The organism is Halomonas campaniensis (assembly GCF_014193375.1).
In the GTDB taxonomy this organism is placed as follows: Bacteria; Pseudomonadota; Gammaproteobacteria; order Pseudomonadales; family Halomonadaceae; genus Halomonas; species Halomonas campaniensis.
In genome coordinates this window covers 70876-88156 of record NZ_JACHZF010000006.1, presented here as the reverse complement: position 1 = coordinate 88156, position 17281 = coordinate 70876, and the positions used below count along the sequence as shown (strand labels likewise).

Below are 17281 nucleotides of genomic sequence, written 5' to 3'. Positions count from 1 at the left end.
GCCTGACATGCCCGCCTTCGAGACGTCTTCCCCGCTGCCGGGTGATGGCCGGCTGCCCCTGGCCCTGGGCCTCGCCGGCCTGCTGCCGTTCCTGGCCGGTGCGGCGGCGGCCTGGCTGGCGCCGGTGGCCTGGCAGGCCATGGCCATTCCTGCCTTCCTCGCCTACAGCGCGGTGATCCTCTCCTTCCTGGGCGGCGTGCAGTGGGGCGTGGCGATGTCCCTGGAGCCGGCCGGCAGTGACGGCTTCCGCGCCCGGCTGCTGCTCAGCATGGTGCCCAGCCTGATCGCCTGGCCGGCGCTGCTGCTGCATCCGCTGACCGGGGCCTGGGTGCTGGTCGCCGGCTTCCTGCTGGTGCGACTCCACGAATGCGGGCGGGGGAGCCGCGAGCTGCTGCCGGACTGGTTCCAGTCGCTGCGGACCCTGCTGACCGTGGTGGTGGTGGCCTGCCACGGCCTGGTGATCTGGCGCCTCGGCGTGGCGTGACATCGGACTGGTGATCCGGTGGCTTGGCGTGGCGTGAGATCGGGCTGGTGACGCCGGCAAAACTGCGACCCTGAGCGCGGCGGCCTGTCACGGGCTGGTGATCCGGTGGCTTGGCGTGGCGTGAGATCGGGCTGGTGACGCCGGCAAAACTGCGACATGATCGGCCTGTCCCTTGCCAAGGAGTGCAGCAGTCACCATGAAACGGATCCTCTCTACCTCCCTGATGCTGGCCCTGCTCGCCGGCTGCCAGAGCGGCCCGACCCGCGAGGCCACTGCCGCCGATCGCGACGAGGCCTCGGCCGACCCGGTGCAGGAGGCAGCCGCCACTCCCCGCGGCGAGGCCGAGCCGCCCGCCGACTTTGCCACCTGGCTGGACGGCTTCCGCCGCCAGGCTCGCGCCGAGGGCATCACCGAGGCGACCCTGGCCCGTGCCCTGGACGGCGTGCGCTACCGGCCCCGGGTGATCGAGCTCGACCGTTCCCAGCCCGAGTTCGTGAGGCCGATCTGGCAGTACCTCGACAGCGCCGTCTCTGCCCAGCGGGTGACCACCGGTCGCGAGCGGCTGGCCGAGCATCGTGACACGGCGCGGCGCATGGAGCAGCGCTATGGCGTGCCGGCCGAGGTGGTCGTGGCGATCTGGGGCATCGAGAGCAACTACGGCGGCAACTTCGGCGACTTCTCGACCCTGGAGGCGCTCGCCACCCTCGCCTATGACGGGCGGCGCCGCGACTTCGCTCGGGGCGAGCTGCTGGCGGCCCTGCGGATCATCGACGCCGGGGATATCGCCCCGGGCAGCATGATCGGCTCCTGGGCCGGGGCCATGGGGCATACCCAGTTCATCCCCTCGAGCTTCGAGGCCTACGCCGTGGATGGCGACGGCGACGGCCGCCGGGACATCTGGAACAGCATCCCCGATGTCATGGCCTCCACCGCCAACTACCTGGCCCGGGCCGGCTGGCAGCCGGGCCAGCCCTGGGGCGTCGAGGTGCAGCTGCCGGCGGGGTTCGATCACGCCCAGACGGAGCTGTCGACTCGCCGCGCCAGCGACGCGTGGCACGCGCAGGGGGTGCGCCCGGTCGGGGGAGGGACGCTGCCCGACTTCGACCAGGCCTCGGTGATCGCCCCCGCCGGTGCCCGCGGGCCCGCCTTCCTGGTGGGGCCCAACTACCGGGCGATCCTGCGCTACAACAATGCCACCAGCTACGCCCTGGCCGTGGGCACCCTGGCCAGCGAGATCGCCGGCCGCGAGGGCATCGTGCAGGGGTGGCCGCGGGACGAGCAGCCGCTGAGCCGTGACCAGGTGCGCGAGATGCAGCGCTCGCTGAATGCCCGCGGCTTCGACGTGGGGACGCCCGACGGGATCCTGGGGCCCAACACCCGTCGTGGCCTGCGCGCCTACCAGGAGTCGATCGGCGTCACGCCGGACGGCTTCGCCACCGTACGGCTGCTGGAGCGCCTCGAGCGCTGAGGCTGGCCGGCGCGCCGGGCCTGCCGCCCGGTGCGCCAGGCGGGGAACCCCCGGCCTCCCAGGCGGTCAATCTGCACGTTTGTTGCGTTTTTCCCCTGACCCTCAAAGGAGGTCACCCATGGACTTCGCTGCCTCGACGCGCCGGATGGCGCGCCCCCTCGCGCTGGCTGCCGGGCTGCTGGCCGGCATGGCCCAGGCCAGTGCCGACGACAAGGTGTTCGGCTGGGTGGAGCGGGCCACCATCGAGCCCTGGGGCGTGGCGGTGAAGGCCAAGCTCGACAGCGGGGCGCTGACCTCGTCGCTGGATGCCCGGGAGATCGAGACCTTCGAGCGCGACGGCGAGGAGTGGGTGAGCTTCCGGCTCAAGCTGGAGGACATCGCCAGCGGTGAGGCCTTCTCCCAGACCCTGGAACTGCCGCTCTACCGGGACCTGCGGGTGCGGGGAGCCGGTGGCCGCGACGAGCGGCCGGTGGTGCTGATGAAGGTCTGCATGGGCGATACCGTCTACGAGGAGCAGTTCAGCCTGCGGGACCGCGAGGAGATGAACTACCCGCTGCTGCTGGGGCGACGCACCATCAGCCACCTGGGCCTGCTCGACGTGCGCGAGACCTTCCTGCAGCGCCCCGAGTGCGACGAGGACGCCCCGCTGGTCGAGCATGACCCGGACGAGGAGTAGCCCCGGGCGCGCCCGGCGGCGACGGGTCAGAACAGCCGTGACAGCAGGGCGGTGACCGCGGTCTCCACCCGCAGGATGCGTGGCCCCAGGTGGATGCCCTCGCAGCCCGCCTCGAGCAGTCGTTCCACCTCCCAGGGAATGAACCCCCCCTCCGGCCCCACCAGCAGCAGCGTGGGGTCCTCGATGCCGCGCGGGCAGGCCCGGGGCATGCCGGGGTGGGCCAGCAGGCCGCGCCGGCCCTTCAGCAGGTCGGGAAGCCGGTCCTCGACGAAGGGCCGGAAGCCCTTCGCCAGCTCGACCTCGGGCAGCCGCGTGTCCCGGGCCTGCTCCAGGCCCAGCACCAGGTGGGTGCGGATCTTCTGGGGGGCCAGCTCCGGGGACATCCAGTAGCTCTTCTCAACGCGCCGGGTGTGCAGCAGGGTGATCCGCTTCACGCCCAGCGCGGTCACATGCTCGAGGCTCCTGGCCAGCATGCGCGGCCGGGGCAGGGCCAGCACCAGGTGGACCGGCAGTGCCGGCGGCGGGGGCTGTCCCATCTCCTCCAGGGCGAAGCGGGCCTCGTGCTCGTCCAGGGAGAGCAGCTCCCCCCGGCCGATGCCGCCGCCTTCCACGCCGAGGGTGAGACGGTCGCCGGGCCGGGCGCGGTGCACCTCGCGCAGGTGGGCCAGGCGGCGCGGGTCGCGCACCCGGGCGAGCCGGTCGTGGGTGATCTCCTCCGGAGCGAGCAGAATCAGGTTCATGGGGCCTCGTTGATTGCGCTTTCCTTGCATGGATGGTGTCGCGGTGCACAATACTCATCATGACAGGGGTTTTCCCTGCCGCCGTGCCGGCACCGGTCGCGATACCCGTCCCGGCGCGGACGCCATGACAAGGAGCAGCGCCGTGCGCGTGATTCGCAAGTATGCCAACCGCAGGCTCTATGATACCGAACAGAGCCGCTATGTGACCCTGGAAGACCTGCGTCGCCTGATCCTCGACGAGGTGCCGTTCCGGGTCGAGGATGCCAAGAGCGGCGAGGATCTCACTCGCACCATCCTGCTCTCGATCATCATCGAGCAGGAGCAGGCCGATGGCGAGGCCGAGGTCTTCTCCAACGACCTGCTGGCCCAGTTCATCCGCGTCTATGACATGGCCCAGCCGCTGCCGCTGGCGCGCTACCTGGAACAGGGCACCCAGCTGATGCTGGAGCAGCAGAAGCGCGTGCAGGACCAGTGGCAGCAGGCCATGCGCCACACCCCCATGGAGCTGATGCGCGAACTGGCCGAGGAGAACATGAAGTTCTGGCAGAAGACCATCGGCCAGGCCGGCACCAAGGACGACGACGAGAAGCCGTGATGCGCCCGGCAGGGAGGAGGGCGGGCCTCGCCGCTTTCTGACATAATGCCGCGACATTTCGCGCGGCCCGTCGGCGATCGCCATCGGGTATCGGGGTAGGGATCGCCGTCGGTCATCGCCCCGCGTCGCTCGTTTTCGGTCTGCAGAACAAGGTGTAACGGATGAAGGTGTTGATCATCGGCGGCGGTGGCCGCGAACATGCCCTGGCCTGGAAGGTCGCCCAGTCTCCGCGGGTGGCGAGGGTCTTCGTGGCGCCCGGCAATGCCGGCACCGCCCGGGAGCCGGGCCTGGCCAACGTCGCCATCGCGGTGGACGATCTCGACGGCCTGGTGGCCTTCGCCCGGGACGAGGGCATCGACCTGACCATCGTCGGCCCCGAGGCGCCGCTGGTGCTCGGCGTGGTCGACCGCTTCCGCGAGGCGGGGCTTTCGATCTTCGGCCCCACCGCGGGCGCCGCCCAGCTGGAGGGCTCCAAGTCCTTCACCAAGGATTTCCTGGCCCGCCACGCCATTCCCACCGCCGACTACCGGACCTTCACCGAGGTGGCCCCGGCCCTCGCCTACCTCGCCGAGCAGGGGGCGCCCATCGTGATCAAGGCCGACGGCCTGGCGGCCGGCAAGGGGGTCATCGTGGCCATGACCCTCGCCGAGGCCGAGGCCGCGGTGCGCGACATGCTCGAGGCCAATGCCTTCGGCGACGCCGGGGCCCGTGTGGTGATCGAGGAGTTCCTGGCGGGCGAGGAGGCGAGCTTCATCGTCATGGTGGACGGCGAGACCGTGCTGCCCATGGCCACCAGCCAGGACCACAAGCGGGTGGGAGACGGCGACACCGGCCCCAATACCGGCGGCATGGGCGCCTACTCGCCGGCGCCGGTGGTCACCGACGAGGTCCATGCCCGGGTCATGGAGCGGGTCATCCTGCCCACGGTGCGCGGGATGGCCGAGGAGGGCCACCCCTACACCGGCTTCCTCTATGCCGGCCTGATGATCGACGCCGCAGGCAACCCCAAGGTGATCGAGTACAACTGCCGCTTCGGCGACCCCGAGACCCAGCCGATCATGATGCGCCTCACCTCGGACCTCGCCGAGCTCTGTCTGGCCGGGGCCTCCGGGGCGCTTGCCGGCAAGGCGTGCGAGTGGGACCCCCGCGCCGCGGTGGGGGTGGTGCTGGCCGCCGGGGGCTACCCGGGCCGCTACCGCAAGGGCGATGCCATCGAGGGCGTCGAGGCCGCCGAGGCCACCGGCTGCAAGGTCTTCCATGCCGGAACCGCCGAGCAGGACGGCCGGGTGGTCACCGCCGGGGGGCGGGTGCTGTGCGTCACCGCCCTGGGCGAGGGCGTGGGCGCCGCCCGCGACCAGGCCTATCGTGGCGTGGCCGAGATCCGCTGGCCGGACGTCCTCTACCGGCATGATATCGCCCACCGGGCCATCGCACGCGAGCGCGGCGAGCGCTGAATCCCGGCCTCGAGCCACAACAAGAGCAACACGCAGGAGGCAAGCATGGAGCGCGTCAGGCTGGAGTTTCCCGAAGCCGCCATCGTCCACCGCCACCCGCTGACGGTGCGCGTCACCGACATGAACTACGGGCGCCACCTGGGGCATGACACCCTGGTATCGCTGCTCCACGAGGCGCGCATCCAGGCCTTCGCGGCGCTGGGGCTCACCGAGTGGGACATGGGCGGCTACCCCAGTGTGGTGGCGGACCTGGCCATCCAGTACCAGTCCGAGGCGCGCTGGCCCGATGCGCTGGTGGTGGAGACCGCGATTCCCGCGCCCGGGAGCAAGGCGATCAGCGTCTACCATCGCGTGCGGCATGCCGAGGGCGGCCGGCCGGTGGCCACGGCGCGGCTCAACGTGATGCTCGTCGACCCCGCCGCCGGGCGTCCGGTGTCGGTCCCCGAGGCGGTGACGGCGGCCATCGCCCGGGCGGGGGGCGCCTGATGTCCCGGGAGTATCCGATCATCGCCGTGACCGGCTCCTCCGGGGCCGGGACCACCACGGTGAAGCGTACCTTCGAGCGGATGTTCGCCCGCGAGGACGTGCATGCCGCCTTTGTCGACGGCGACGCCTTCCATCGCTATACCCGCGAGGAGCTCGGGCGGATCTTCCGCGAGGAGCCGGAGCGCAAGGACGAGCTCTCCCACTTCGCCGTAGAGGCCAACCTGCTCGAGGAGCTCGAGGCGCTGTTCCTCGAGTATGGCGAGCAGGGCAGCGGCACCTATCGCCACTACATCCACGCCGAAGACAAGCAGATGATCGAGGCCGGCTACCGGGTCGGCACCTTCACCGAGTGGCAGCCGCTGCCCTACGGCACGGACCTGCTCTTCTACGAGGGGCTCCATGGCGGCCTGGTGACCGCCGAGCACGACATCGCCCGCCACGTGGACCTGCTGGTGGGCGTGGCACCGACCATGAACCTGGAGTGGATCCAGAAGATCGACCGCGACATCAAGCTGCGCGGCCACTCCCAGGAGGCGGTGATCGACACCATCCTGGGGCGCATGGATGACTACGTGCGCTATATCCAGCCGCAGTTCTCGCGTACCCACATCAACTTCCAGCGGGTGCCCACGGTGGACACCTCCAACCCCTTCGAGGTGCAGGATATCCCCACCGACGCCGAGTCCTTCGTGGTGATCCGTTTCCGGGACCCGGCCACGGTGGACTTCCCCTACCTGCTGGCGATGATCCAGGATGCCTTCATGAGCCGCCCCCATACCCTGGTGGTGCCGGGCTCGCGGCTCTCGCTGGCCATGGAGCTGATCCTGGCTCCACTGGTACGCCACCTGCTGGGCCAGCGACGCTTCCGCTGAGCGCTCACCCATCGCAACGAAGGAGCCATGCCATGGACTGCCTGTTCTGCAAGATCGTCAACCGCGAGATCCCCGGCGACATCGTCTTCGAGGACGACGAGGTGCTGGCCTTCAACGATATCAATCCCCAGGCGCCCACCCATGTCCTGATCATCCCCAAGCGCCATATCGCCACCCTCAACGACCTCGAGGAGGGTGACCTGGCGCTGGTCGGCCGCCTGCAGTACGTCGCCGCCCGGCTGGCCAGGGAGCGTGGCTTCGCCGAGGAGGGTTATCGGGTGGTGATGAACTGCAATGACCTGGGCGGCCAGACGGTCTATCATATCCACATGCACCTGATGGGCGGTCGACGCTTCACTTGGCCGGCTGGCTAGCCGGCGCACTGCGGGTCACCGCGCGAGCCCAGGCGTTCGACGCATCGGGTGCTGTTCCCTCCGACGCCACCGCAAGGTGGCGTCGGGCGTTGTGGGCGCTGCTTCTGGTGACCTGCCTCCCTCGGCTACAATGGGCCATCCCTTCCGGAGCTGGACGCGACGAGGCCGCCATGAATCGCCATCTCTCCCGTACCGACAACCTGATCCACCAGTTCGACACCGTGCTGCGTAGCCTCGTGCCCCATGCGGCTCAGGCCTCGCGCCCGTCGCCGGCCACGGCCGATGTCCAGGATGCGCCGATGAGCGAGGAGGAGCGCCGTCATGCGGCCGGGCTGATGCGCATCAACCACACCGGCGAGGTGTGTGCCCAGGCGCTCTACCAGGGGCAGGGGCTCACCGCCAAGCTGCCGGAGGTGCGCGGCCAGATGGAGGAGGCGGCGCAGGAGGAGATCGACCACCTGGCCTGGTGCGACGAGCGGCTCGAGGAGCTCCATGACCGCACCAGCGTCCTCAATCCGCTGTTCTACGCAGCCTCCTTCGGCATCGGCGCCGTGGCCGGGGCGGTGGGGGATCGGGTGAGCCTGGGCTTCGTGGCCGCCACCGAGGAGCAGGTGGGGCGCCACCTGGAGGATCACCTGGTCAGGCTGCCGCCGGGCGACCAGCGCTCCCGGGCGGTGCTGCGCCAGATGGCCATCGACGAGGCCCACCATGCCCAGCTGGCGCTGGAGGCCGGCGGTGCCCGCTTTCCGGTGCCGGTCAAGTTCGGCATGAAGCTGATGTCGAAGGTGATGACCACCAGCGTCTACCGTCTGTAGCGCCCAGGGAGGGGTTCACAGCGCCCCCTCGCAGACCTGTCGCCAGGTCAGCCGCTGGACTTCGGGCAGCCGCGCTACTCCTCGACGATGGTGAAGGAGTGCGTCATGTCGACGCCGCCCTTCACCAGCATGATCGAGGCGCTGCAGTACTTCTCGGCGGAGAGCTCCACGGCGCGCTGCACCTGCTTCTCCTTCAACCCCTTGCCGGTCACGGTGAAGTGCACGTGGATCTTCGTGAACACGCTGGGCACGCTGTCGGCGCGCTCCGCCTCGAGGCTCGCCACGCAGTCGCTGACCGGTGCGCGGGACTTCTCGAGGATCTCCAGCACGTCGAAGGAGGTGCAGGCGCCCAGGCCCATCAGCAGCATCTCCATGGGGCGCGGGCCGGTGTTGCGGCCGCCGTGGTCGGGTGGTCCGTCGATCACCACGCTGTGGCCGCTACCGCTCTCGGCAACGAACTGACGACCGTCGGTCCATTTCACGCTGGCTTTCATGATTCGGGATTCCTTCTCGATTGTCGGCAAATCGCGGCAGCATAGCAGTCGTTGCCAAGCCCCGCACATCGCTCAAGGCTGTTCCGGCGACAAGCCTGCGAGGGGGCGCTGTTAATACTTCCTTGTACGCTACCTCGGCCGTCCCTGGTCCTCGGACCCCCTCTCCGACCTGTCCCCGGCGCCTCTCGCTCTAGGAGGTATGTCTTGGGCGCAGGCGCCGGTCGAGCTCGGCGAGACGCGCCGGGGTGCCCACGTCGACCCAGTGGCCACGGTGGTGGTGGCCGGCCACGCGGCCATCCTGCATGGCGCGCCGCAGCAGCGGTGCCAGGGCGAAGGCACCCTCCGGCTCGTCGGCCACCAGCGCCGGGTCGAGCAGGCTGATGCCGGCGAAGGTGAGGCGCGGCTCGCCCTCGGCGTGGACGCGGCCCGCGGCATCCAGGTGGAAGTCGCCCCGCGCATGGTGGGCCGGGTTGTCGACCATCACCAGGCGGGCGAGGTCGTCGCCCAGCGGGGGCAGGGCGGCCGGGTCCAGGTCGCACCAGACGTCGCCATTGACCAGCAGGAAGGGCGCCTTGCCCAGCAGGGCCAGCGCCTGGCGGATGCCGCCACCGGTCTCCAGCGGCGTCTCCTCGCGGCTCCAGGCGATGTGCACGCCGTACTGGCGGCCATCGCCCAGCGCCGCGATGATCTGCTCGGCCCGGTAGCTGACGTTGATCACCACCTCGTGGATGCCCGCCGCCCGAAGGTGCGCCAGGTGGTGGACGATCAGCGGCCGGCCCGCCACCGGCAGCAGCGGCTTGGGGCAGTGGTCGGTGAGCGGTCGCATGCGGGTGCCGAGCCCGGCCGCCAGGATCATCGCCTTCATGGCCTGTCTCCCAAGCGTTCCCGCAGGGCCGGGCGGAAGGCCTCGGCCAGCCAGGCCTTGAAGGCGTGGTGGCCGTCTAGCCCGGCCAGGCTGTCCTCCAGGTGGGCGAGAAAGTGCGGGAGCCGCGCCAGGTAGCCGGCCTTGTCGTCGCGCAGGGTCAGCCGACAGAAGATTCCCAGCACCTTGAGCGAGCGCTGGGCGGCCATGGCCTGGGCCTGCGCCAGGAAGGCCGCGGGCTCGACCCCGACCGGCAGGCGCCCCTCCTCGACGGCGCGGCGGCGGAAGGCCTCGACCCAGGCGGCGAAGCGGCCGACATCGAAACGGCAGTAGCGCCCGCGCAGCAGCGAGACGAGGTCGTAGGTGATCGGGCCCGCCACCGCGTCCTGGAAGTCGATCAGCGCCAGCTCGCTGCCCTGGACCATCAGGTTCATGGCGTCGAAGTCGCGGTGCACCGTGACCACCGGCTGCGCCAGCGCCGAGGCGATCAGCGCCTCGCGCAGCGTTTCCCAGCCGGGCGGCGCGGGCATCCCGAGCCAGGCCTCGAGGCACCATTCGGGGAAGAGGTCGAGCTCCCGCGCGAGCAGGGCGGCATCGTAGCCTGGCAGCCCGGCCGGCGTGGTGCGGTGCTGCAGCACGTGGATCAGCGCCATGGCACGCTCGTGCCAGGCCAGGGTCTCGGCCTCGCCCACCAGGCGCGCCTGCAGCGGGGTATCCCCCAGGTCGTCGAGGGCCAGGAAGCCGGCCTCCAGATCGACGGCATGCAGTGCCGGTACCGGCAGGCCGGCGGCGGCCCAGTCCCGGGCGATGGCCACGAACGGACGGCTGTCCTCCCGCGCCGGCGGCGCGTCCATCAGCATGCGAGTGCTGCCGTCCGGCAGGTGGAGCCGATAGTAGCGGCGGAAGCTGGCGTCGCCGGCGGCCAGGCGCAGGTCGACCGCCTCCGGGGGCAGGCCATGGCGCTCGGCGGCCCACTGGCGGAGCGAGTCGAATCGCGACGGGTCGGCATCGGACATGATGGGGCGGGCTCCCTGGTCGTGGTGGATATCGTCATGGCGCGTCGGTTGACGGCCGCCGGGGCGCGCCGCATGCTGAGCGCAGCGCCGACCCCTCGCCCACCCGCCGGCAGGACAGGTCGGGTGCGGCCTGTATAATACCGATTCACCCCGCCAAGGACATCGAGGAACATGGGCAAGCGACTCTCATGGACGGCCCTTGCCGGCCTGGCGACCTGCGGCCTGGCCAGCGCCCCGCTGGCGGCGGCGCCTCCCGACCCGCTGCCGGGCGAACGGCTGGACTTCCGCCCCTGGGGCGCGGAGCGCCCCGCCGATGCCCTGTGTCGCGGCGTCTACGTGATGCCCGACTACCGACTGCCGGCGCCCGAGGGCGGCCGTGTCGGCAGCGAGTCGGAATCCGCCAGCTACGGCGAGGACGGCGAGACCATCCTCGGCGGCGAGGTGATCCTGAGGCGTGACACGGCCCAGCTGGAGGCGCCCCGGGTCAGGGTGCCGGGCAGCCGGGAGCGTGCCTTCGCCGATGGCCCCCTGGCGCTGCGCGACCAGAACCTGCTGGTGCGCGGCGAGGCCGCCGAGCTCTCCCTGGTCAGCGATGCGGCGCGCATCGACAACGCCCACTACGTGATCCATGACCGCCACCTGCGCGGCGATGCCCAGCAGCTGCAGCGCCTCGAGGATGGCCGCTACCGGCTCACCTCGGCGAGCTTCACCACCTGTGATCCGGGTGACGACCTCTGGCGGCTGGTGGGCGGCGACGTGGTGCTCGACCGCGAGAGCGGCTTCGGCACCGCGCGCCACGCGCGGCTCGAGGTCGGGAAGGTGCCGGTCTTCTACTGGCCCTGGGTGCGCTTTCCCATCGACGACCGGCGCCAGACCGGCTTCCTGTGGCCGGCGGTGGGCCTCTCCACCGACGCCCTGGACTACGCTCAGCCCTTCTACTGGAACATCGCGCCCAACCAGGACGCCACCCTGACGCCGCGCTGGATCACCGACCGCGGCCTGCTGCTGGGCGGCGAGTATCGCTACCTGCTGCCCAGTGGCGCCGGCCAGGTCGAGGGGGCCTTCCTGGGCAGCGACGACGGCGGTTCCAGCGACAACCCCAACGACGCCGCGCGGCGCTTCGAGGGCGAGGACCGCTGGTATGTCGACTACCGCCATGCCGGCACCCTCAACCCGCGCAGCCGCTACCGGCTGCGCTACGGGGCGGCCAGCGACGGTCGCTACTTCGACGACTTCGGCAGCGACTTCGCCGAGCAGAACACCTCGGCCATGTCGCGGCTGGCGCAGATCGACTATCGCGGCGACACCTGGCGCCTCGACGCCCGGGCCCAGGGCTTCCAGAAGCTCGACGACCCCCTGGCCGACCGCGACAAGCCCTTCTACCGGCTGCCGAGCCTCTCCGCCGACGCCCGCTGGGCCCAGGACACCGGCTTCTACCAGCAGTGGCGCTCGAACTACACCTACTTCTGGCGCGACGTGGACGAGAACCGCGTACCGCTGCGCGAGTCCGCCACCGGCTCCCGGCTGCATCTGTCGCCGGCCACCGGCTGGCGCTTCGACGAGAGCTGGGGGCACCTGGAGCCGCGCCTGGAGTGGCTGGCCACCGCCTACGAGCTCGACTACGGCAACCGCGACACCGACCGCGACACCTCCCTGACCCGCGAGGTACCGGTGGCCTCGGTGGATGGCGGCCTGGTCTTCGAGCGGGAACTCGACCTGGGCGGACGCGGCTACCGCCAGACCCTGGAACCCCGGGTCAACTATGCCTACGTGCCGGCCCGGGACCAGTCCGAGTTCCCCGACTTCGACGCCAGCGAGCGCGCCTTCTCCTGGAACCAGCTCTGGTCGCCGCACCGCTTCTCGGGCAGCGACCGGGTCGGCGACCTCAACCGGCTCTCCCTGGGGGTGGAGTCGCGCCTGCTGGAGGATGCTCGCGGCCGGCAGCGCCTGTCGGTGGGGGTGGGCCAGGCGATCTACTTCGACGACCGCACCATCGACATCAACGGCGATCCCGACACCCTGCCGGACCGCGAGCGCAGCTACGCGGACTGGTATCGCGCCACCCGCGACCGCTCGCCGCTGGTGACCCGCGCCGACTGGCAGGTCACCGACCGCTGGCGGGCCCGCTGGCAGTGGCTCTACGACGACAACCTGGAGCAGACCGAGCGCACCGGTGTCGACCTGCACTACCGCTCGCCGGCGGGTCACGCGTTGAACCTTGGCTACCGCTGGGAGCTCCAAGGCTTCGATCCCTCGGTGGAGCCGGGCGACGACGACTTCCGCGACTTCAACCGCGAGGAGTTCGACCTGTCGTTCGCCTGGAAGGCCAGCCACCGCGTCGACCTCATCGGCCGCTTCCTCTACGACAACACCAACGACCGCGCCCTGGAGCAGCTGGCGGGTGTGCAGTGGAACGACTGCTGCTATGGTCTGCAGCTGGTGTGGCGGGAGTGGATCGACGACAACGACACGGCCCGCGTGGCGGATGACTTCACCGATCGCGGGATCTTCCTGCGCTTCGTGTTCAAGGGGCTCGGCGGCGTGGGCCGCGAGGCCGACAGCTATTTCGAGGAGGCCATCCCGGGCTATCGCTCCACCGCCTTCTGATCCGGGTCGCCACCAGCTAGAGAGGAACGATGAGAGGAAACAACCCAATGCGCAGTCGACGTACCGCCAGGCTGGGAGCCGGCCTGCTGATGGCCCTGTGCCTGGGCGGCCTGCCGCTGGCCGGACAGGCCCAGAGCTTCCAGTCCATGGAGCGCCAGTCGCTGGATCGCATCGTCGCGGTGGTCAACCAGGGCGCCATCATGCAGAGCGAACTGGACGAGCGCATCGCCCAGGCCCGCAGCCAGCTCACCGCCCAGCAGATCGACCTGCCGCCGGAGCGGATCCTGCGCGAGCAGGTGCTGGAGCGCATGATCGTCGAGGAGATCCAGCTGCAGATGGCCCGCGAGGCCGGGCTCTCCATCGATGACACCGAGCTCAACCGCCAGGTGCGCGCCATCGCCGAGAACAACGGCATGACCCTGGAGCAGTTTGCCGACGCCCTGGAGGCCGACGGCCTGACGCTGTCCGCCGTGCGCGAGGAGATCCGCCGCGAGATGGTGCTGCGCGACCTGCAGCAGCGCCGGGTGGGCAGCCGCGTCAACCTCTCCGAGCGCGAGGTGGAGCGGTTCATGGAGCAGGAGAACGTCGGCCGCCAGCAGGCGCAGCAGGCGCTCTTCCAGCGCAAGGCCAACGAGGAGCTGGAGGCCTGGCTGCAGGAGATCCGCTCCCAGGCCTTCGTCGACAACCGCCTCGACGGCCGCTGATGGGCGACCCCGGCCCCCTCCTGGCGCTGACCACCGGCGAGCCCGCCGGCATCGGCCCCGAGCTTGCCGTGAGGCTGGCCGCCGAGGGCAGCCCGGCGGGTCGCCTGGTGGCGGTGGGGGACCCGGGGCTGCTGGCCGAGCGCGCCGCCGCCCTGGGCATCGGCCTGGCCCTGGTTCCGCTTTCGCCCGGCGACCCCGTGCCGGCGGCCAGGCCCGGTGAGCTGCTGGTGTGGCCGGTGTCGCTGCGCGCCCCCGCCCGCCCCGGCAGGCTCGAGGTCGCCAATGCCGACTACGTGCTCGAGACCCTGGATGTGGCGATCAGCGCCTGTCGCGCCGGCCACGCCGCGGGGATGGTCACCGCGCCGCTGCACAAGGGGGTGATCCTCGATGCCGGCTACGCCGGCTTCAGCGGCCACACCGAATACCTGCGCGACGCCTGCGGGGTGGAGGAGGTGGTGATGATGCTCGCCACCGATGTCGCCCTGCATGCCACACGGCCAGGCTGGGTGGGCTCGCCGGCGCTGCGGGTGGCCCTGGCCACCACCCACCTGCCGCTGCGCGAGGTCGCCGATGCGATCACCGCCCCGCGGCTGACGCGCCTGCTGCGCATCCTCGCGGCGGACCTGGTGCGCTGGTACGGCATCGAGGCGCCGCGCATCGCGGTGTGCGGGCTCAATCCCCACGCCGGGGAGGGCGGACACCTGGGCCGCGAGGAGATCGACGTGATCCTCCCCGTGCTGGAGGCCCTGCGCGACGAGGGCCTGCGGCTTGACGGCCCGCTTCCCGCGGATACCCTGTTCACCCCGCGCCACCTCGAGGGGGTCGACGCGGTGCTGGCCATGTATCATGACCAGGGCCTGCCGGTGCTCAAGTATGCCGGCTTCGGCCAAGCCGCCAATATCACCCTGGGGCTGCCGTTCCCGCGCACCTCGGTGGACCACGGCACCGCCCTGGACCTGGCCGGCAGCGGCCGCGCCGATCCCGGCAGCCTGCGGGTGGCCGTGGCCCTGGCCGCCGATATGGCCGCCCGCCGTTTGCAGCCAGTTTAGAGGAGCGCCGGGGATAGGCTGAAGAGCAGGTCCTATTCCAGGGAAGGAATCGGTAGCGTACAGGGAAGTATTCACAGCGCCTGCTCATAAGCCTGTCGCCGGGAAAGCTCCGTTTCCAGGAAAGTATTCAAGATTCTAGTGATAGAAGGACACCCCTGAATGGCATCTCGCCCCCCGGTCCACCGGGCCCGCAAGCGCTTCGGCCAGAACTTCCTGCGTGACCCGGGCGTCATCTCGCGCATCGTGCGCGCCATCGCCCCGCGCCCCGGTGAGCGCCTGGTGGAGATCGGCCCCGGCCAGGGCGCCCTCACCGAACCGCTGCTCGAGGCGGCCGATGGCCACCTGGAGGTGATCGAGCTCGACCGCGACCTGATTCCCGGGCTCAGGGTCCAGTTCTTCAACCATCCCGGCTTCGTGATCCACGAGGGCGACGCCCTCAAGTTCGACTTCCGCGCCCTGCGCGGCGAGGGCCAGCCGCTGCGAGTGGTAGGCAACCTGCCCTACAACATCTCCACGCCGCTGATCGCCCACCTGCTCCAGGCCGGCGACGCCATCGCCGACATGCACTTCATGCTGCAGAAGGAGGTGGTGGAGCGGCTGGCCGCGGCGCCGGGCGGAGCCGACTGGGGGCGGCTCTCGGTGATGGCCCAGTACCGCTGCCGGGTCGAGTCGCTGTTCGTGGTGCCGCCGGAGGCCTTCGTGCCGAGGCCCAAGGTGGATTCCGCCATCGTGCGGCTGACGCCCCATGCCGAACTGCCCCACCCGGCCGCCGACGAGGCGCTGCTCTTCAGCCTGGTGCGCGAGGCCTTCGGCCAGCGCCGCAAGACGCTGCGCAACAACCTCAAGGGCCGCATCGACGCCGAGTCGCTGGAGGCGCTGGGCATCGATCCGTCACGCCGCCCCCAGACCCTCACCGTGGAGGAGTTCGTGCGTATCGCCAACCACCTGGCCGTGGCCGGCGGCGAGGAGGGACACCGATGACGATGCTGCCCGAGGCCCGCACCGGCGAGGTCAGGGTCGAGGTCCTGCCCGAGTTCCGCGAGGAGGAGTCCTCGCCGGACGAGTCGCGCTACGTCTTCAGCTACACGGTGACCGTGCACAACGCCTCGCGGCACAGTATCCAGCTGATGGCCCGCCACTGGAAGATCACCCAGGGCAGTGGCAAGGTGCAGGAGGTGCGCGGCAAGGGCGTGGTGGGCCAGCAGCCGGTTATCGGCCCGGGGCAGAGCTTTCGCTACACCAGCCGGGCGATCCTCGACGGGCCGGTGGGAGTGATGGAGGGCGACTATACCTGTGTCGATACCGCCAGCCAGCGCCCCTTCGAGGTGCCCATCGCCCCCTTCCGCCTGGCCGGCCCCAACCAGGTGCATTGAGTCCGCTGCGTGAGACACTGAACAGGGAGCCTTGATGACCACCTATGCCATCGGCGACCTCCAGGGCTGCCATGCCGAGTTCGTTGCCCTCCTGGAGACCCTCGACTTCGACCCCCGGCGAGACCGGCTGTGGCTGGCCGGCGACCTGGTCAACCGTGGCCCGGCCTCGCTTGCCTGCCTGCGCGAGGTGATGGCGCTGGGCGATGCCGCCACCACGGTGCTCGGCAACCATGACCTGCACCTGCTGGCGGTGGCCCGCGGCGGTGCGGGCCTCAACCGCAAGGATACCCTGGACGCCATCCTGGCCGCGTCGGACCGCGAGGCGCTGCTGGACTGGCTGCAGTCCCGCCCGCTGCTGGTCCATGAGCGCCGAGGCCAGGAGGTGGTCATGACCCACGCGGGCCTGCTGCCGCAGTGGTCGCTGGCCCAGGCCGCGGGGCTTGCCGCCGAGCTCGAGGCGGTACTGGGCAGCGAGCGCTCGGGGACCTTCCTCGAGCGCATGTATGGCAACGCGCCGGCCTGCTGGCGAGACGACCTGGACGGCATCGACCGGCTGCGCGCGATCGTCAACGTCCTGACCCGGATGCGCTTCATTGATGCCGACGGCTGCCTGGACTTTGCCGCCAAGGAGGGGCTCGACAGCGCGCCGCCGGGTTTCTCCCCCTGGTTCCAGTATCCGCGTGCCGATGACCCCTGGCTGCTCTTCGGCCACTGGGCGGCCCTGCAGGGCGAGACCCCGAGGCGCCGGGTCCGCGCCGAGGCGCTGGACACCGGCTGCGTGTGGGGGAGTCGCCTGACGGCCCTGGACCTGGAGAGCGGTGAGCGCACTAGCGTGCCCAGCCGCCGGCGCTGAGCGATGCCCGACCATCCCCCGACGACGAGAGTCCCATGACGACCTTCCGCCACCTCGATATCCCGACCCTGCAGGCCTGGCTCGACGACGGTCGCGCCCTGGCCCTGGTCGATATCCGCGACCCCATGAGCTTCGCCCAGGGCCACATTCCCGCCAGCCGGCGACTGGACAACGACAGCGTCGGCGCCTTCCTCGACGAGACGCCGGCCGAGCGTCCGGTGGTGGTGGTCTGCTACCACGGCCACTCCAGCCAGCAGGCCGCCGCCTGGCTCGCGGGGCAGGGCCTCGCCGAGGTCTACAGCCTCGATGGCGGCTTTACCGAGTGGCAGCTGCGTCACCCCGACCGGGTGGAGCGCTGA

20 protein-coding genes are annotated in these 17281 nt (G+C 70.7%); 16 read left to right on the top strand and 4 right to left on the bottom strand.

Annotation, left to right across the window (positions count from 1 at the left end; genetic code table 11):
- The first annotated feature begins 7 nt into the window (after positions 1 to 7).
- The 3 genes from BDK63_RS05135 to rloA3 all read left to right on the top strand — a co-directional run bounded on the left by BDK63_RS05135 (position 8) and on the right by rloA3 (position 2628).
- Positions 8 to 484 carry a DUF3429 domain-containing protein gene (locus BDK63_RS05135; RefSeq protein WP_183330296.1) on the top strand — a complete coding sequence of 159 codons (477 nt, stop codon included), beginning with the start codon at positions 8 to 10 and terminating at the stop codon, positions 482 to 484.
- 196 nt (positions 485 to 680) lie between these two features.
- Positions 681 to 1952, top strand: a complete 1272-nt coding sequence (locus tag BDK63_RS05130) for a lytic murein transglycosylase (protein ID WP_183330295.1) — start codon at positions 681 to 683, stop codon at positions 1950 to 1952.
- Positions 1953 to 2070: 118 nt separating this feature from the next.
- Positions 2071 to 2628 (top strand): retropepsin-like aspartic peptidase RloA3, encoded by a 558-nt coding sequence (rloA3, locus tag BDK63_RS05125; RefSeq protein ID WP_425485934.1) that lies wholly within the window; start codon positions 2071 to 2073, stop codon positions 2626 to 2628.
- Between the two features lie 26 nt (positions 2629 to 2654).
- On the opposite strand, the gene BDK63_RS05120 is transcribed toward rloA3, so the two are convergent.
- Complete coding sequence (locus BDK63_RS05120) at positions 2655 to 3368, bottom strand: 16S rRNA (uracil(1498)-N(3))-methyltransferase (RefSeq protein WP_183330294.1); 714 nt, start codon at positions 3366 to 3368, stop codon at positions 2655 to 2657.
- 142 nt (positions 3369 to 3510) lie between these two features.
- Between BDK63_RS05120 and phaR the strand changes: the two genes are divergently transcribed.
- The 6 genes from phaR to coq7 all read left to right on the top strand — a co-directional run bounded on the left by phaR (position 3511) and on the right by coq7 (position 7964).
- A complete protein-coding gene (phaR, locus tag BDK63_RS05115; protein ID WP_183330293.1) occupies positions 3511 to 3963 on the top strand; it encodes a polyhydroxyalkanoate synthesis repressor PhaR in 453 nt (150 codons plus the stop codon).
- A gap of 161 nt (positions 3964 to 4124) precedes the next feature.
- The gene (gene purD / locus BDK63_RS05110) at positions 4125 to 5417 is read left to right on the top strand and encodes a phosphoribosylamine--glycine ligase (RefSeq protein ID WP_183330292.1); all 1293 of its coding nucleotides are present in this window, start codon (positions 4125 to 4127) and stop codon (positions 5415 to 5417) included.
- Positions 5418 to 5462: 45 nt separating this feature from the next.
- A complete protein-coding gene (locus tag BDK63_RS05105) occupies positions 5463 to 5903 on the top strand; it encodes an acyl-CoA thioesterase (RefSeq protein WP_183330291.1) in 441 nt (146 codons plus the stop codon).
- A complete protein-coding gene (locus BDK63_RS05100) occupies positions 5903 to 6775 on the top strand; it encodes a phosphoribulokinase (protein WP_183330290.1) in 873 nt (290 codons plus the stop codon). Before BDK63_RS05105 ends, BDK63_RS05100 begins: the two co-directional genes overlap by 1 nt.
- A gap of 32 nt (positions 6776 to 6807) precedes the next feature.
- Positions 6808 to 7149 carry a histidine triad nucleotide-binding protein gene (locus BDK63_RS05095; RefSeq protein WP_183330289.1) on the top strand — a complete coding sequence of 114 codons (342 nt, stop codon included), beginning with the start codon at positions 6808 to 6810 and terminating at the stop codon, positions 7147 to 7149.
- A gap of 170 nt (positions 7150 to 7319) precedes the next feature.
- Positions 7320 to 7964: a 2-polyprenyl-3-methyl-6-methoxy-1,4-benzoquinone monooxygenase gene (coq7, locus tag BDK63_RS05090; protein ID WP_183330288.1), complete on the top strand. Its 645-nt coding sequence runs from the start codon at positions 7320 to 7322 to the stop codon at positions 7962 to 7964.
- 74 nt (positions 7965 to 8038) lie between these two features.
- Here the strand turns inward: coq7 and BDK63_RS05085 are convergent, their stop codons facing one another.
- From BDK63_RS05085 to BDK63_RS05075, 3 genes are all read right to left on the bottom strand, one after another.
- Positions 8039 to 8458: an OsmC family protein gene (locus BDK63_RS05085; RefSeq protein ID WP_183330287.1), complete on the bottom strand. Its 420-nt coding sequence runs from the start codon at positions 8456 to 8458 to the stop codon at positions 8039 to 8041.
- A gap of 190 nt (positions 8459 to 8648) precedes the next feature.
- Positions 8649 to 9323, bottom strand: coding sequence for an N-acetylmuramate alpha-1-phosphate uridylyltransferase MurU (murU, locus tag BDK63_RS05080; RefSeq protein WP_183330286.1), 675 nt, complete (start codon positions 9321 to 9323; stop codon positions 8649 to 8651).
- A complete protein-coding gene (locus BDK63_RS05075; RefSeq protein ID WP_183330285.1) occupies positions 9320 to 10336 on the bottom strand; it encodes an aminoglycoside phosphotransferase family protein in 1017 nt (338 codons plus the stop codon). Before BDK63_RS05075 ends, murU begins: the two co-directional genes overlap by 4 nt.
- A 171-nt stretch (positions 10337 to 10507) precedes the next feature.
- Between BDK63_RS05075 and BDK63_RS05070 the strand changes: the two genes are divergently transcribed.
- The 7 genes from BDK63_RS05070 to glpE all read left to right on the top strand — a co-directional run bounded on the left by BDK63_RS05070 (position 10508) and on the right by glpE (position 17281).
- Positions 10508 to 12943: an LPS-assembly protein LptD gene (locus BDK63_RS05070; RefSeq protein ID WP_183330284.1), complete on the top strand. Its 2436-nt coding sequence runs from the start codon at positions 10508 to 10510 to the stop codon at positions 12941 to 12943.
- Between the two features lie 47 nt (positions 12944 to 12990).
- On the top strand, positions 12991 to 13647 hold the full coding sequence (locus BDK63_RS05065) for a SurA N-terminal domain-containing protein (RefSeq protein ID WP_183330283.1): 657 nt from the start codon (positions 12991 to 12993) through the stop codon (positions 13645 to 13647).
- The gene (gene pdxA, locus BDK63_RS05060; RefSeq protein ID WP_183330282.1) at positions 13647 to 14696 is read left to right on the top strand and encodes a 4-hydroxythreonine-4-phosphate dehydrogenase PdxA; all 1050 of its coding nucleotides are present in this window, start codon (positions 13647 to 13649) and stop codon (positions 14694 to 14696) included. Before BDK63_RS05065 ends, pdxA begins: the two co-directional genes overlap by 1 nt.
- 159 nt (positions 14697 to 14855) lie before the next feature.
- Positions 14856 to 15677, top strand: a complete 822-nt coding sequence (gene rsmA / locus BDK63_RS05055) for a 16S rRNA (adenine(1518)-N(6)/adenine(1519)-N(6))-dimethyltransferase RsmA (protein WP_183330281.1) — start codon at positions 14856 to 14858, stop codon at positions 15675 to 15677.
- Positions 15674 to 16069 (top strand): Co2+/Mg2+ efflux protein ApaG, encoded by a 396-nt coding sequence (apaG, locus tag BDK63_RS05050; protein ID WP_425485933.1) that lies wholly within the window; start codon positions 15674 to 15676, stop codon positions 16067 to 16069. The genes rsmA and apaG overlap by 4 nt, the downstream gene beginning before the upstream one ends.
- Before the next feature lie 34 nt (positions 16070 to 16103).
- Positions 16104 to 16922 (top strand): symmetrical bis(5'-nucleosyl)-tetraphosphatase, encoded by an 819-nt coding sequence (locus BDK63_RS05045; RefSeq protein WP_183330280.1) that lies wholly within the window; start codon positions 16104 to 16106, stop codon positions 16920 to 16922.
- A 35-nt stretch (positions 16923 to 16957) separates the two neighbouring features.
- Positions 16958 to 17281: a thiosulfate sulfurtransferase GlpE gene (glpE, locus tag BDK63_RS05040; RefSeq protein WP_183330279.1), complete on the top strand. Its 324-nt coding sequence runs from the start codon at positions 16958 to 16960 to the stop codon at positions 17279 to 17281.